The sequence below is a fragment of the Bradyrhizobium sp. 35 genome (genome assembly GCF_023073215.1).
In the GTDB taxonomy this organism is placed as follows: domain Bacteria; phylum Pseudomonadota; class Alphaproteobacteria; order Rhizobiales; family Xanthobacteraceae; genus Bradyrhizobium; species Bradyrhizobium canariense_D.
The window spans coordinates 57,216-70,962 of sequence record NZ_JADPJC010000133.1; the positions used below are offsets into that span (position 1 = coordinate 57,216).

At 64.0% G+C, this 13,747-nt stretch carries 13 protein-coding genes; 1 reads left to right on the plus strand and 12 read right to left on the minus strand.

The annotated features are described in order from the left end of the window. Positions 1–2 precede the first annotated feature (2 nt). Positions 3–446, plus strand: coding sequence for a cyclic nucleotide-binding domain-containing protein (locus IVB36_RS27265; RefSeq protein ID WP_007598631.1), 444 nt, complete (start codon positions 3–5; stop codon positions 444–446). Between the two features lie 120 nt (positions 447–566). Here IVB36_RS27265 and xth read toward each other — a convergent pair whose 3' ends face one another. The 12 genes from xth to IVB36_RS27325 form a co-directional block, all read right to left on the minus strand. Next, entirely contained in the window at positions 567–1,382 is an 816-nt protein-coding gene (gene xth, locus IVB36_RS27270; RefSeq protein WP_018459654.1) for an exodeoxyribonuclease III, read from the minus strand. 143 nt (positions 1,383–1,525) lie between these two features. Next, the gene (locus IVB36_RS27275) at positions 1,526–2,281 is read right to left on the minus strand and encodes an outer membrane lipoprotein carrier protein LolA (RefSeq protein WP_018459655.1); all 756 of its coding nucleotides are present in this window, start codon (positions 2,279–2,281) and stop codon (positions 1,526–1,528) included. A 151-nt stretch (positions 2,282–2,432) separates the two neighbouring features. Then, on the minus strand, positions 2,433–4,907 hold the full coding sequence (locus IVB36_RS27280) for a DNA translocase FtsK (protein ID WP_247393717.1): 2,475 nt from the start codon (positions 4,905–4,907) through the stop codon (positions 2,433–2,435). 9 nt (positions 4,908–4,916) lie between these two features. Continuing rightward, a complete protein-coding gene (locus IVB36_RS27285; protein WP_026233857.1) occupies positions 4,917–6,131 on the minus strand; it encodes an aminotransferase class I/II-fold pyridoxal phosphate-dependent enzyme in 1,215 nt (404 codons plus the stop codon). 310 nt (positions 6,132–6,441) lie between these two features. After that, positions 6,442–6,846, minus strand: coding sequence for a GFA family protein (locus IVB36_RS27290; RefSeq protein ID WP_018459659.1), 405 nt, complete (start codon positions 6,844–6,846; stop codon positions 6,442–6,444). Positions 6,847–6,965: 119 nt separating this feature from the next. Further along, positions 6,966–8,564, minus strand: a complete 1,599-nt coding sequence (locus IVB36_RS27295; RefSeq protein WP_039801002.1) for a caspase family protein — start codon at positions 8,562–8,564, stop codon at positions 6,966–6,968. Positions 8,565–8,769: 205 nt separating this feature from the next. Further along, positions 8,770–10,218 (minus strand): ammonium transporter, encoded by a 1,449-nt coding sequence (locus IVB36_RS27300; RefSeq protein WP_018459661.1) that lies wholly within the window; start codon positions 10,216–10,218, stop codon positions 8,770–8,772. A 38-nt stretch (positions 10,219–10,256) separates the two neighbouring features. After that, on the minus strand, positions 10,257–10,595 hold the full coding sequence (locus IVB36_RS27305; protein ID WP_007598642.1) for a P-II family nitrogen regulator: 339 nt from the start codon (positions 10,593–10,595) through the stop codon (positions 10,257–10,259). A gap of 435 nt (positions 10,596–11,030) precedes the next feature. Beyond that, positions 11,031–11,633 (minus strand): ATP-dependent Clp protease proteolytic subunit, encoded by a 603-nt coding sequence (locus IVB36_RS27310; RefSeq protein ID WP_018459663.1) that lies wholly within the window; start codon positions 11,631–11,633, stop codon positions 11,031–11,033. Between the two features lie 42 nt (positions 11,634–11,675). Further along, positions 11,676–12,050: an SRPBCC domain-containing protein gene (locus tag IVB36_RS27315; protein ID WP_018459664.1), complete on the minus strand. Its 375-nt coding sequence runs from the start codon at positions 12,048–12,050 to the stop codon at positions 11,676–11,678. Then, positions 12,047–12,361, minus strand: coding sequence for a metalloregulator ArsR/SmtB family transcription factor (locus tag IVB36_RS27320; RefSeq protein ID WP_018459665.1), 315 nt, complete (start codon positions 12,359–12,361; stop codon positions 12,047–12,049). Before IVB36_RS27320 ends, IVB36_RS27315 begins: the two co-directional genes overlap by 4 nt. 41 nt (positions 12,362–12,402) lie before the next feature. Further along, a complete protein-coding gene (locus IVB36_RS27325; RefSeq protein WP_018459666.1) occupies positions 12,403–13,704 on the minus strand; it encodes an ammonium transporter in 1,302 nt (433 codons plus the stop codon). Positions 13,705–13,747: the final 43 nt, after the last annotated feature.

Genomic DNA, 13,747 nt, shown 5'->3' on the forward strand with positions numbered 1-13,747 from the left:
GAATGTCAATCGACGATGATGTAGCGCTTCTCGAGCGTGTCCCGACACTGCGCCTGTTGGGAGACGCTTCGTTGCGCATGCTGGCGATCGGCTCCGAGCAGCGTGACTTCGTCCGCGGCGACGTCTTGTTCAATCTCGGCGACGATGCCGATGCCGGCTTCGTGGTCCAGCGCGGCGCCTTCCGGGTCGACGACGGCGCCGGTGCGGAGATGATCGCAAGTCCCGGTGCGTTGATCGGCGAGCTCGCGCTGATCGTGCCGATGAAGCGGCCGTCGAGCGCGATCGCGATCGAGCACGCCTCCGTCATCCGCGTCGCGCGCAGCCTGTTTCAGCGTGTGCTCGAAAGCGACCCCGCCGCCGCCGTCCGCCTGCGCGACGAATTCGCGGTGCGCTCCAGCCAGATCGCCAGCGATATATTGATGGCGGGTGCGAAGCTGACGTCGTGATGTCGTCCTGGCGAAGGCCAGGACCCGTCATCCCAAATGTTTCTGGCTTGGTGCGATTGCCGATGTCCTCGCGCAACAACGAAGATTGGTGTAATGGGCCTGGCTTTCGCCAGAGCGACATTAAACCTCGAGCGTCACCGTCACCGGCACATGATCCGACGGACGCTCCCAGCTCCGCGCATCGCGCAAAATCTTGAAATCACTCACCGCATCTTTCAGCGCGCGCGAGACCCAGATGTGGTCGAGCCTGCGGCCGCGGTCGCCGACAGTCCAATCGGCGGAGCGGTAGCTCCACCACGTGTAGACCTTTTCCGACATCGGAATGCGATCGCGCGCGACATCGACCCATTCGCCGGCGGCGAGCGCGGCTTGCAGCTTCTCGGTTTCGATGGGCGTGTGCGACACCACTTTCAGAAGCTGCTTGTGCGACCAGACGTCATTCTCATGCGGGGCAACGTTGAGATCGCCGACCAGGATGTGGCGATCCTCGCCGCGCGGATGCAACGGCTCGCACGCCTTCATCTCGTCGAGGAAGCGGAGCTTGTGATCGAATTTCTCGTTCAGCGCGGGATCGGGAATGTCGCCGCCGGCGGGCACGTAGAAATTATGCACCACCAGGGGTTTCGCGATCCCGGCCCTCTCACCGAACGACACCGAGATGTGGCGTGAATCCACCTTGTCGCAGAAGGTGCGGATGTCCTTCGACTCGAACGGAATCTTCGAGACGATGGCGACGCCGTGATAACCCTTCTGGCCGTTCAACGCGACATGCTCGTAGCCGAGCCGCTTGAAGCGCTTCAGCGGAAAAGCGTCGTCGATGCACTTGGTCTCCTGGAGACACAGCACGTCCGGCCGCGCGCTCTTGAGAAATTTTGCGACCAGATCGATGCGCAGCCGCACCGAATTGATGTTCCAGGTTGTCAGGGAAAAACGCATGAGATTGATCTAACAAACTCCATCCGTCATGGCCGGGCTTGACCCGGCCATCCACGCCTTTTTGTAGGTCCAGATTGTAGGTCCAGAACGTGGATGCCCGGGACAAGCCCGGGCATGTCGATCATCGCAGCAGCGAGTAAGTCTCAGCCCGGCGACGGGCCGTAATTGGTAAAATCGATCTTGAACATGCCGGGATCGAGCTTCTTGCTCGTATCCAGATTATAGACCGCGATCGTGGTGTCGTAGCCCTGCGGGTCGGTGACGGTCCACTGCTTCAACTGGCCGTCCTTGGCGCCGAACATCAGCAAGAGGCGACTGGTGCCGACCAGCGCCTGCTTCTCCTCGATGGTGACGCTGACGAAGACGTCGTCGGCCGAGACGTTGACGACGTTGGTGTCCTTCATCAGGTCGATGCGGTCGGACAGCAGGAAACGCAGCGGTGTCTGTGACAGCGGATAGACGTCCTGCGTCGCGAGCTTGCGGTCGCGCACCACCAGCGACGATCCGTCGGCGACGATGTCGATCGGGCTCGGCGCGTCATATTCGAAGCGCACCTTGCCCGGCTTCTGGATGTAGAAGTCGCCTTGCGTCTTGCTGCCGTCGGGGCCGACCTGGACGAAATTCCCGACCAGCGTCGACAATGACGACAAATAGGCGCTGACCTTGGCGGCCTGGGCCTTCTGGTTCGCATCGAAGGTCTGGAAGATGCTGCTCGGCACGTTGCGGCGTGGATCCGGAATCACCGGATTGGGCGGCGTCTGGGTCGCGCCGGTGACCGCGGGCCCTCCAACGGCCGGACCGCCGTCGCGGCCCTTCGGTGCAGGCTTCGGCACGGGAACGGTCTGCGCGAACGACGCCGTGATCACCATCGCGGCGGTGACGAGAATTACGCCGGCCATGCGCGCGCTCCGCGCGGCGACAATGGCAGCGAATCGAATGTCCGGATGTCTGATCAACGCGTCGTCCTGTGTGGCTGGGCGCCCTTTTAGCGTGATTTCGGCCAAAAGCAGATAACGTTTTTGCGTGAATGATGGTTTGAGGCGGCTCGCCTCACATATGGCTGTCTTCTTCCTCGACCAGGATCTCGCGCTTGCCGGCGTGGTTGGCGGGTCCGACGATGCCCTCCAGTTCCATGCGCTCCATCAGCGATGCGGCGCGGTTATAGCCGATCTGCAGGCGGCGCTGGATATAGCTGGTAGAGGCCTTACGGTCGCGTTTGACGATCGCAACAGCCTGCAAGAACAAATCGCCGCCGCCATCCGCGCCCATGGCGGACGCGTCGAACACCGCGCCGTCCTCGTCTTCGCTGGGTTCTTCGGCCGTGACGGCTTCGAGATATTCCGGCTGTCCCTGCGTCTTGAGGTGGCGCACCACCTTCTCGACTTCCTCGTCCGACGCGAAAGGTCCGTGCACGCGGCTGATGCGACCGCCCCCGGCCATGTAGAGCATGTCGCCCTGGCCGAGCAGCTGCTCGGCACCCATCTCGCCGAGAATCGTGCGGCTGTCGATCTTGGACGTCACCTGGAAGGCGATGCGGGTTGGGAAGTTCGCCTTGATGGTACCGGTGATGACGTCGACCGATGGACGCTGCGTTGCGAGGATCACGTGCAGGCCGGCGGCGCGCGCCATCTGCGCGAGGCGCTGCACCGCGCCTTCGATGTCCTTGCCGGCAACCATCATCAGGTCGGCCATTTCGTCGACGATGATGACGATGTAGGGCAGCGGGTCGAGCGAGAGCTTCTCTTCCTCGTAGATCGCCTTGCCGGTTTCCTTGTCGAAGCCGGTGTGCACCGTGCGCGTCGGCTCTTCGCCCTTGGCCTTCAATTCGAGCAAGCGCGTGTTGTAACCGTCGATGTTGCGCACACCGAGCTTGGCCATGTTCTTGTAGCGCTCTTCCATCTCGCGCACGGCCCATTTCAGCGCGACCACCGCCTTCTTCGGGTCGGTCACGACGGGCGTGAGCAGATGGGGAATGCCGTCATAGACGGAGAGTTCGAGCATCTTCGGATCGACCATGATCAGGCGGCACTGGTCCGGGCGCAGCCGATAGACCAAGCTGAGGATCATGGTGTTGATGGCGACCGACTTGCCGGAGCCGGTGGTACCGGCGATCAGCATGTGCGGCGTGCGTGCGAGGTCGATGATGACGGGATCACCGCCGATGGTCTTGCCGAGGCAGAGCGGCAGTTTCGCAACCGAATCGACAGTCTCCTTGGCGACCAGCAGCTCGCGCAGATAGACCTTTTCGCGATGCGCGTTCGGCAGCTCGATGCCGATGGCGTTGCGGCCCGGCACGACGGCGACGCGCGCCGAGAGCGCGCTCATCGAACGGGCGATGTCGTCGGAAAGTCCGATCACGCGCGACGATTTGATCCCCGGCGCCGGCTCCAGCTCGTACAGCGTGACCACGGGACCCGGATGGGCCTTCACGATCTCGCCGCGAACGCCGAAATCCTGCAGCACGCCTTCGAGCGCGCGCGAATTGGTTTCCAGCTCGGCCTTGCTGAGCGGCTGGCGATCGCCGGCCTTGGGCGCGGCCAGCACCGACACGGACGGAAGCTCGAACTTGTCGGAAGATTTCTTGGAAGCAGCCTTTGGAGCAGCCTTCTTGCGCGGCGCGCGCGCGGCGGGCTCCTCCTCCTCTTCCTCCTCGTGGTCTTCTTCGTGCTCGTCCTCGTCGTGCTCGTCTTCGGACTGCGGCGAGATCGGCGGCGCGGCGCGGCCGCCACCGAGCTTCGGCTCCTGACGGCTGAAGGCAACGGCCTTGGTCTTCGGTCCGCTCGAGACCAGCGAGCGGTAGGCCGCGCCAAGCAACCAGATCAGTCGTGCCTTCGTGCTCATCAAGGCGTGGAACAGCCAGCCCAGCGATACCGAACCGCGATCGCTCTCCTCGTCCAGGTCGAGCGGCTTGTCATCGTCCTCGATCTCAGCGAGTTCGTCGTCATGCTCGCGTGCGCCGAGGCCGCAGGCGATCAGGAAGGTCGCCGCCATCGCGGCGAACAGGATCGTGCCGAGCACGATGCGATAGATCATGCCCGGCGGTCCGAAGATCACCGCGGGCGCGCGAACCAGGGCATCGCCGACCACGCCTCCGAGGCCTGTCGGCAGCGGCCAGGCGCCGCCATGTGGCCAGCAGCTGACGAAGCCCGCCGCGATCACCGTGCAGAGAATCCAGCAGCCGAGCCGCAGCGCCTCGCGGTCGAACGGGCGATGGGTCAGCATGCGCCAGCCCCAGACCGCGACGGTCAGGACCAGCATGATCGCGCCGAGCCCGAGGATCTGCATCGCAAGGTCGGCGCCGATCGCGCCGGCATAGCCGAGAATATTGCGGATCGGCCGCGACGTTGCGTGGCTGAGGCTGGGATCCTGCACTGACCAGGTCATCAGCGCCGCCGAGGCGGCGCCCGACAATGCGATCAGGCCGAGACCGCTGAGCTCGCGCACGCGCCGCGCCAGCCCCTCGCGGATCGAGGGCGGCAGATGGCTGACCAAGGGAATGACACGTTCGATTGTCGACATGCTCATGGGCCCCGCCTAACCCAGAGTCTCGACCAGGCGGTGCAGCGCCTGCGCCGTGGTCTCGCCATCCTGCACAAGCGCAAGGCGAATGTAGCCTGCGCCGGGATTGAAGCCGTCGGGCTGGAGCCGCGCCAGATAGCTGCCGGGCACCACGCGCACGCCTGCTTCCTTGAAGAGTTTCAGGCACACAGACACATCGTCGCCGATTTCGGACGTGTTGAGCCAGACGCAGAAGCCGGCATCGGGCCGGCGATAGCCGTAACGATTGCCGATGATCTGGTCGGCGAGATCGAACTTGATGCGGTAGAGCCTGCGGTTCTCCTCGACATGCGCCTCGTCGCCGTAAGCAACGGTCGCGACATGCTGCAACGGGACCGGCACCTGCGGCGCCGCGATGTTGCGCAATTCGAGGAACATGCCGATGAGTTTTTTGTCGCCGGCGGCGAAGCCGACGCGCAGGCCCGGCAGGTTCGAGCGCTTGGACAGCGACTGGAACGCGACCACGCGGGTGAAATCAGGGCCAGCGCATTCGAGCGCGCTGCCGGGCGCTTCGCGGGTGTAGATCTCCGAATAGCACTCGTCGCTGAGGATCACGAAGCCGTAGCGGTCGGCGAGCTGCTTCAGGCGAATGAAATAATCGCGCGAGGCCACCGATCCCTGCGGGTTGGCGGGCGAGGCCAGATAGAACGCCACCGTGCGCGCCAGCGTCGCCTCGTCGATGGCGTCGAGATCGGGCAGGAAGCCGTTCTCGGCGGTGGTCGGCAGGTAGACCGGCTCGCAAGCAGCGGCGCGGGCGCCGGCGCCATAGACCGGATAGAACGGGTTCGGCATCAGGATCGCGGGCTTGCCGGGACGCGGGCCGACATAGCGCGCAGCCGCGATGGCGGCGAGGAACAGCCCCTCTCGGCTGCCATTGAGGACGAGAATCTCGCTCTCGGGATTGAGCGGTCGCGGCAGCTTGAAACGCGACGACAGCCAGGCGCCCGCGGCCAAGCGGAACGGGTCGGTGCCCTTGTTCGCGGGGTAACGGCCGAAATCGGCGATGTGCTTGGCCAGTACCGGGCCGACGAAATCAGGCACCGGATGCTGCGGCTCGCCGACGGCAAGCGAAATCAAAGGCTTGCCGGGCTGATGCGGTGCCAGCAGCTCGTTCAGCCGGACGAAGGGAGAGCGTTCGCTATCGGAGCTTCCACTGTCCTGCGGCGCACGGGATGAAGCGGTCATAGCCATTCTGGACGCCAGCACTCTTGGAACAGCCGGTCGCAGCACGGCGCCGACGGGAAGCGGTTCAGTTCACCATAGATAGGGCGAGGTTAAGACGCGATTAACCATCGGTCGCCGCCTCGGTCCAGAGCAGGAATAATGAGGCCACGGGCGGCTCTCGGAGCTGGTCATGCCATTGCGAGGGGGTGGACGTCTTGGCGATGTCATGGCCGGGCCTGTCCCGGCCACCCACGGCCTTTCCGACGGCGTCCAAGAACGTGGATGCCGGGACAAGCCCGGGCATGACGGCTTATGACGGCTTTGGCGGATAGGCGCCCTAATGCCCCGGCAGCTTCTCGAATGTCGCCATGCCCGCGGGGATCGCGTGGAAGTCCTGCTTGTCGCAGGTGTAGATCGCCATCTGCGGATGGAACTGCGCAGGTTCGTCCAGCGTGCCGACCTTCAGGATCGCCGCCGGCAGGCCGGGAACCTTGGTCACCAGATGGGTCCCGCATTGAGCGCAGAATTCGCGCGTGACGGCGCGTTCGAGGTCCTTGCGCGCGAATTGCTTGGGTTGCCCGGTGATGTAGCTGAAGCCAGCCGCCGGCATCGCGATGAAGGTGTTGGGCGCGCCGCCCGAGATGTACTGGCACTCGCGGCAATGACACTGCGCCTGCATCATCGGGTCGCCCTCGGCGACATAGCGCACTTCGCCGCAATAGCATCCGCCTTCCAAACGCATGACGACCTCCCGATTGTTGTTTCTTGTGGTCGATATTTCTGCGCGGGCGGTGTGGAATGGCAATCTTTTTCTTTCGCCTGGACGGACCAAGACAGACCTCCTGCAGCCGGTTCGTGCATCTATCTCTTGGCAAGTCCGCAGCCGTTGAATCCCCGGCCGCGCCAGCACCCGCTGCTCATGCACTCGGCTTCCAGCCGTGGACAAGCGGTTGAAGCGCAATCCGCGCGGCCACCCATACCGACGCATGCCGTGGCGCACCTGCTTCGCATGAACGAACAGCTCATGCCGCTTCCGGTCTGCCGCGGTTGCCCTGCTCCGGCCTGATCTGGCGGCAGCACGGCCGTCTTGTCCTCGCGCTTGGGCGCCCGCTTCGAATCAGGTTGGCCCGGACTTGCAGCGGGGCTCTGTGTCGTCAGCTTGGAGAGTTCCATCCGACACGGTCGGCTGGTATCGGTGCGGACGCCGGCGCCGGTGGTTCCTTTCAGCTCGAGTGCGAGCTTGTACTGATAGGGCGCGCCGGCTGTGCGGCGCAGCGGATCCTTCTCGCCAATCAGCCCGTTGACGGTGACAGTCGCGCTGCCATCCGCTTCGATCTTCCCGTCATAGATTGTGGCACCGGGCTTGCCCTCTTCCCCGGAGAGAGTGTGCAGCACGCCATCCTTGACGCGCAGGGCATACTGGAAATAGGCCTCGGGAAATGGGGGCTTGTTCTCGCAAGTCTCCTTCGCGATCCAGGTTCCATCGAATGCGGTTACGCGCTTGGCGGTGTCTGATGGTTTCGCCAAGGTCTCGACGCGCGATTTCGCCAGATCTGCGAACGCGCAGGCCGGGAAGCGTGCGAGGTGATCCTTGAATGCCGCGAGCGTTCCCAGCGCTTCCGCGCTACGCCAATGGTCTCCGGCCTCCGCGCAGGGATCGACCTGAGGCGTCGCAGGCGACAACGCCGCCGTCTCGGGCTTGCCGTTCAGGTAGAACTCGCCGAAGAACGACAGCGACAGCTCCGGTACTTGCGAGCCTTTGGAGCGCTGGTAGACGCCGGCGCTGATCGTCTGAAATACCGTGTTGACGTTGCCCTTGTCGCCGATGTGCTCCAGGAACGCGCTGGTGTAGGGGCTGTTGCGGCCGCTGCCGTCGTCGGCGGTCCGGCCGGCCTGTGTCGCGTAGGAAATGATGGTGCCCTCGGGACTTTCCATCTTGGCAAGGCCGCGTGAGACGGTGACGCCACGGCCCTGTCCGACGTTTCGCCGCAACTCGTCGGCAAATGGATTGTCGCGGCAGGCGTCGAGCACGAGGATGCGCAGGTTCTTGGCCTGCTGCAGATCCGCCAGGATCTCGTCGGCGCGCACCAGACGGCGCAGATCGACCTCGTCGCGAACGACGGCATCGACAGGCACCAGATAGTTGACGCCGGCGAACTGGAGCGCGTGCCCACTGTAATAGAACAGGGCGACATCGGCGCCGCGGGCCTCACGCGCGAAGCGAAGAATGGTGTCCTGCATGGCGGACTGGTCGAGGTCGGTCGTGACAACAGGATCGAACCCCGATCGCTTGAGGGCCGCGCCGACATCGGCCGCATCGTTGGTCGGATTGGCGAGCGGGGGAACGTTTCGGTAAGCGCCGTTGCCAATCACCAGCGCGACGCGCTTGTCCGCGCGGGCATCGAGGCTCGACAAAGCGAGCAACAGGAAACACCAGACTAGGCAATAGGGCAGACGCATGAAATCCTGCTCCAAACGGGGAGCATGATATTCAGCAAGCTCGCAGCAATGCAATTTAACTTATGACGGCCCAGCGGCACGGGACCAAAAAGAAAGGGGCTCCAACTTGCGCTGGAGCCCCTCAACGGTCGGGACATTGCCGGGTATGTGCCCCAAACCGTAGTTGTGAGCGCGACCTCCGAGGAGGCCGCGCCCGGGAGGAGACTTACATGTTGTAGGCGCGCTCTGTGTGCTCGGTGATGTCGAGGCCTTCACGCTCGCTCTCGACATTGGCGCGGAGGCCAACGATCACATCGACGACCTTGTAGAGAATCGCCGAACCGATGCCCGACCACACCAGCGTGGTGCCGACGCCCCAGACCTGGGAGATCATCTGCGCCGCGAAGTCGTAATCGGCAACCTTCGGCGGGATCGCGGTGTAGTCGATGATGCCCGCACCACCCAGCGCCGGATTGACGAGGATGCCGGTGCCGAGGGCGCCGATGATGCCGCCGACGCAGTGCACGCCGAACACATCGAGGGAGTCGTCGTAGCCGAGCGCGTTCTTCACGACGGTGCAGAAGAACAGGCAGACCACGCCGACCACGAGGCCGAGGACGATCGCACCCATCACGCCGGAGAAGCCGGCGGCAGGCGTGACGGCCACGAGGCCCGCGACAGCGCCGGAGATGACGCCGAGCACCGACGGGTGACCCTTGATGATCCACTCCGCGAACATCCACGACAGCGCGGCGGCTGCGGTGGCGACGAAGGAGTTGGTCATGGCGAGGGCTGCGCCGCCGTTGGCTTCGAGGTTGGAGCCGGCGTTGAAGCCGAACCAGCCGACCCAGAGCAGCGAGGCGCCGATCATCGACATCGTCAGCGAGTGCGGAGCCATCAGCTCCTTGCCGTAGCCGACGCGCTTGCCGATCAGCAGGGCGCCGACGAGGCCTGCGATGCCGGCGTTGATGTGCACCACGGTGCCGCCCGCAAAGTCGATCGCGCCCTTCTTGAAGATCCAGCCTGCGTCGGCGTTGATCTCATCGAGCTTGGCCTGCGCTGCGGTCTTCGCCGCGCCATCAGCCGCAGCAGCCAGAGCCTTGGCTGCGTCCTGGATCATGTCCGGGCCGGGCCAGTACCAGACCATGTGCGCGATCGGGAAGTAGATCAGCGTGACCCAGAGCGGGACGAAGAGCGCGAGCGCCGCGAACTTCATGCGTTCGGCGAAGGCGCCGACGATGAGGGCGGGCGTGATCGCCGCGAAGGTCATCTGGAAGCACATATAGATGAGCTCCGAGATGTTGGCGTCGACCGAGAAGGTCGCGGCCTTCGAGTCGGTGGTGACGCCCATCATGAAGGCCTTGGAGAAGCCGCCGATGAAGTCGGAACCGCCGGTGAAGGTGAGGCTGTAGCCGTACACGGCCCAGATCACGGTGACGACGCAGACGGTGTAGAACACCTGCATCAGGACGGAGAGCATGTTCTTGGAACGGACGAGGCCGCCGTAGAACAGCGCGAGGCCGGGGATCGTCATCAACAGCACGAGCACTGTCGATGTCAGCATCCAGGCGTTGTCTCCCTTGTTGACCGTTGGCTCGGCGTAGGCTGCGGTCGCAGCGAACAGGCCGACTGCGAGAGCCGCCAATCCCGCGCCATAGGGACGCTTAAACGTCATTTCATTTACTCCTGATTGAATTTTGATTGAGCGCGAAATCAAAGGGCCGCAGCATCGGCCTCGCCGGTGCGGATGCGAACCGCATGGTCGAGATTGATGACGAAGATCTTGCCGTCGCCGATCTGTCCGGTTTTCGCGGCGGTCGTGATGGCGTCGATGGTCTTGTCGACCTGGTCGGAGGCGACAGCGACCTCGATCTTGATCTTGGGCAGGAAGCTCACGGCATATTCGGCGCCGCGATAGATTTCCGTATGGCCCTTCTGGCGGCCATATCCCTTGACTTCCGTCACCGTGAGACCGTGAACGCCGATGGCGGTCAGGGCGTCACGGACTTCTTCCAGCTTGAATGGCTTAATAATCGCCATAACAATTTTCATGGGTCCTATCCCCGCTTGGGCCCGGTCCGGACGTGGCCGGGCGCTTCTCGACTGGTTCGCCACGAGGGAGAAAGTTCACTACGCGGGCACAGCCAGGACCCTTAGAATCAAATGCCGTGCCAGATCGGGCGTGTTGCCTAACGGACTATGAAAACGGGTGTTTTCGCGTTTGACGCGTAGTGCCGTGCAGTGCGCCATTACGCCGCGCTCAATACCTGACCATGCCTGATTAAAATACAGGCACGACAGGCTGTCGACACATTGGTGCTCACACGTAGGGCAGCAGAAAGGTATTTCCGTAAGGCGCGCGCCTATTGCAGGGCTTGTCGTGCCGCGAAATATCGGGCCCGTCGCACTTGTGCTCACGGAATGCGCGCAACCGGCCAACCTGCTTGAGCGGGCGAGGCTTGCCGGACGGGTCCCCGGCAGGGACCGTCAGGCGGCGCTGCGTTCCGCGAAGACCCGGTCGATCAGGCCCCAGTCGACCGCCTGCTGCGCGGTCATGAAATGGTCGCGGTCCAAGGTCCGTTCCACGTCCGGTTCGGGGCGCCCGCAATGCTGGGCATAGAGCCGGATGATGCGCCGCTTGGTTTCCTGCATTTCGGTGGCGTGGATCAGGATGTCGGACGCCTGGCCCTGAAAGCCGCCGAGCGGCTGATGCACGTGAAGGCTCGCATTGGGCAGGGCGGCGCGGTGACCGGGCTCGCCGGCCATCAGCAGAAACGAGCCCATCGAGCGCGCGGTGCCCATGCACAGCGTATGCACCGGCGCCTTGATGAATTGCATGGTGTCGTACATCGCAAGGCCGCTGGTGACCACGCCGCCATAGGAATTGATGTAGAGATTGATCGGCTTGTTCGGATTCTCCGCCTCCAGAAACAGGAGCTGCGCGCAGACCAGTCCGGACATCGCATCATTGACCTCGCCATTGAGGAAGATGATGCGCTCGCGCAACAGGCGCGAATAGATGTCGAAGGATCGCTCGCCGCGGGCGGATTGTTCGACGACCATAGGGACGAGCTGAAGCATGTCGCGCATCGGCGACCTCCATTTTCTGCGGGTGATGAAGTGGTGTTGGTGTCAGGCGGCCGCGCGCATCAGGCAGCCATTGCTGTTGGCCGGCTGCGGCAGCTTCATACGGATCTCGCAGGCTTGCTGGATGATGCGAAAGCGGGTGCCGCCATCCTCGTTCGGCTCGATCCGGAAGATGACATGGCTTTCGCGAAACGGCGGTTCGGAATCGCGCAGCCGGTAGCGCACCTCCTGGCCCGGGATCGCTGATTCCGGCTCGGCGCCCGCAAGATCGCAATCCGGCAACCAGCGTTCGCGCAAAGCCGGAATGGTCACCGCGCGCCAGACCTTGGCCGGCGGCGCATCGAATTCATATTCGAGCACCAGGTCTGTTTTGAGCGCCAAGTCTGCGTCGGAGGGATCAGGCTTCACGGCGTCGCTCATTGATCCATCTCCTTCAAGAGATCGGCGAGGGCATCCATGCGTTTCGGCCAATAGGCGCGGTAGCGCGCAAGCCAGGCCCCGATCGCGGAGATTCCTTCGGGATCGACTTCGTAATTCACAAAGCGGCCCTGCCGCTGTTCGCGCACCAGGCCCGCGCCGCGCAGCACCGCGAGATGCTGCGACATCGCCGGTTGGCTGATCTCCAATCCGTCGCGCAAGGCGCTGGCATTCAGGCTTCCGCCGGCAAGCTTCTCAAAGACCTTGCGGCGGGTCGGGTCGGCCAGCGCTTTGAAGATGTCGGCTTCGATCATGGCGACACATAAGCATACGCTTATGTGTTGCGCAAGCCCAATTACTGCAGCGCCTCGCCGTGCTGCGAAATATCCAGCCCCTCGAGTTCGTGCTCGCGGGAGACCCGCAACGGCACGAACAGACCGACCAGCTTGAGCAGGACGAAGCTCATGCCTGCCGACCAGACGAAGGTGACGGCGACCCCGTAGAGCTGGATAAGAAGCTGCTGCGGATGGCCTTCGAGCAGGCCGGCGGTGCCGCCGATCGCGCTCGTTGCGAACACGCCGGCCAGCAGGGTCCCGGTCATCCCGCCGATGCCGTGGACGCCGAACACGTCGAGCGAATCGTCATAGTCGAAGCGGTGCTTCAGCCAGGTGCAGGCCCAGTAGCAGACGAGGCCTGCGATCACGCCGATGACGATGCCGTGCCAGGGCGCCACGAATCCCGAGGCCGGCGTGATGGTGCCGAGGCCGGCCACCGCGCCGGAGATCATGCCGAGCACGGACGGCTTGCGCCGCGTCGACCATTCGATCGCGCCCCAGGTCAGCGCGCCGGAGCAGGCTGCGAGATGGGTCGCGATGATCGCCATCACCGCGCGAGAATTGGCTGCGCCCGCCGAGCCGCCGTTGAAGCCGAACCAGCCGACCCACAACAGGCCGGTGCCCATCACCGCGAGCGACAGATCGAATGGCGAGAGATTTTCCGTGCCGTAGCCATGACGGCGTCCCATCACCTTCGCCGCGACGAGGCCGGCGGTGCCGGCCGACAGATGCACCACGAGGCCGCCGGCGAAATCCAGCACGCCCATTCCGGCGAGGAAGCCGCCGCCCCACACCCAATGCGCGAGTGGAATGTAGACGAAGATGAACCAGGCCACGGAAAAGAGGAGATAAGCGGAGAACCGCATCCGGTCGGCCACCGCGCCCGCGACCAGCGCCACCGTGATGATCGCAAACGTCATCTGGTACAGCATGAACAGCGCTTCCGGGATCGTCTTCGCCGCCGGGTTGACGCTGTCCATGGTCATACCGGAGAGAAACCAGCGGTCGAGCGTGCCGATCCACGGGCCGTCGCCGACGAAGCACAACGAATAGCCGAACGCGACCCAGAGAATGGAGATGATCGTCACTGCGGCGAGGCTCTGCGCCATGGTGGCGAGGACGTTCTTCTTGCGCACCATGCCGGAATAGAACAGCGCGAGCCCCGGGATCGTCATCATCAGCACCAGCGCGGTGGCGACGATCATCCAGGCGGTGTCGGCAGTGTTGATCTCGGAGCCCGCGGCACGCGCCGGCGAAGCCATGATCGACCCAAGCCCGATCGGCGCGGCGATAGCAGCCGCGCGGCGCAACAATCCCGCCATGTCGTTTCCCCCAGCTATTGATTGTGTCGCACGCCGTGGCGCC

Bases quoted from the DNA above. Each gene is read 5' to 3' on its own strand.
- IVB36_RS27300 (WP_018459661.1), bottom strand. From the start codon at position 10,218: ATGACGTTTAAGCGTCCCTATGGCGCGGGATTGGCGGCTCTCGCAGTC.
- IVB36_RS27325 (WP_018459666.1), bottom strand. From the start codon at position 13,704: ATGGCGGGATTGTTGCGCCGCGCGGCTGCTATCGCCGCGCCGATCGGG.
- IVB36_RS27295 (WP_039801002.1), bottom strand. From the start codon at position 8,564: ATGCGTCTGCCCTATTGCCTAGTCTGGTGTTTCCTGTTGCTCGCTTTG.
- xth (WP_018459654.1), bottom strand. From the start codon at position 1,382: ATGCGTTTTTCCCTGACAACCTGGAACATCAATTCGGTGCGGCTGCGC.
- IVB36_RS27305 (WP_007598642.1), bottom strand. From the start codon at position 10,595: ATGAAAATTGTTATGGCGATTATTAAGCCATTCAAGCTGGAAGAAGTC.
- IVB36_RS27275 (WP_018459655.1), bottom strand. From the start codon at position 2,281: ATGGCCGGCGTAATTCTCGTCACCGCCGCGATGGTGATCACGGCGTCG.
- IVB36_RS27310 (WP_018459663.1), bottom strand. From the start codon at position 11,633: ATGCGCGACATGCTTCAGCTCGTCCCTATGGTCGTCGAACAATCCGCC.
- IVB36_RS27265 (WP_007598631.1), top strand. From the start codon at position 3: ATGTCAATCGACGATGATGTAGCGCTTCTCGAGCGTGTCCCGACACTG.
- IVB36_RS27290 (WP_018459659.1), bottom strand. From the start codon at position 6,846: ATGCGTTTGGAAGGCGGATGCTATTGCGGCGAAGTGCGCTATGTCGCC.
- IVB36_RS27280 (WP_247393717.1), bottom strand. From the start codon at position 4,907: ATGAGCATGTCGACAATCGAACGTGTCATTCCCTTGGTCAGCCATCTG.
- IVB36_RS27320 (WP_018459665.1), bottom strand. From the start codon at position 12,361: ATGATCGAAGCCGACATCTTCAAAGCGCTGGCCGACCCGACCCGCCGC.
- IVB36_RS27315 (WP_018459664.1), bottom strand. From the start codon at position 12,050: ATGAGCGACGCCGTGAAGCCTGATCCCTCCGACGCAGACTTGGCGCTC.
- IVB36_RS27285 (WP_026233857.1), bottom strand. From the start codon at position 6,131: ATGGCTATGACCGCTTCATCCCGTGCGCCGCAGGACAGTGGAAGCTCC.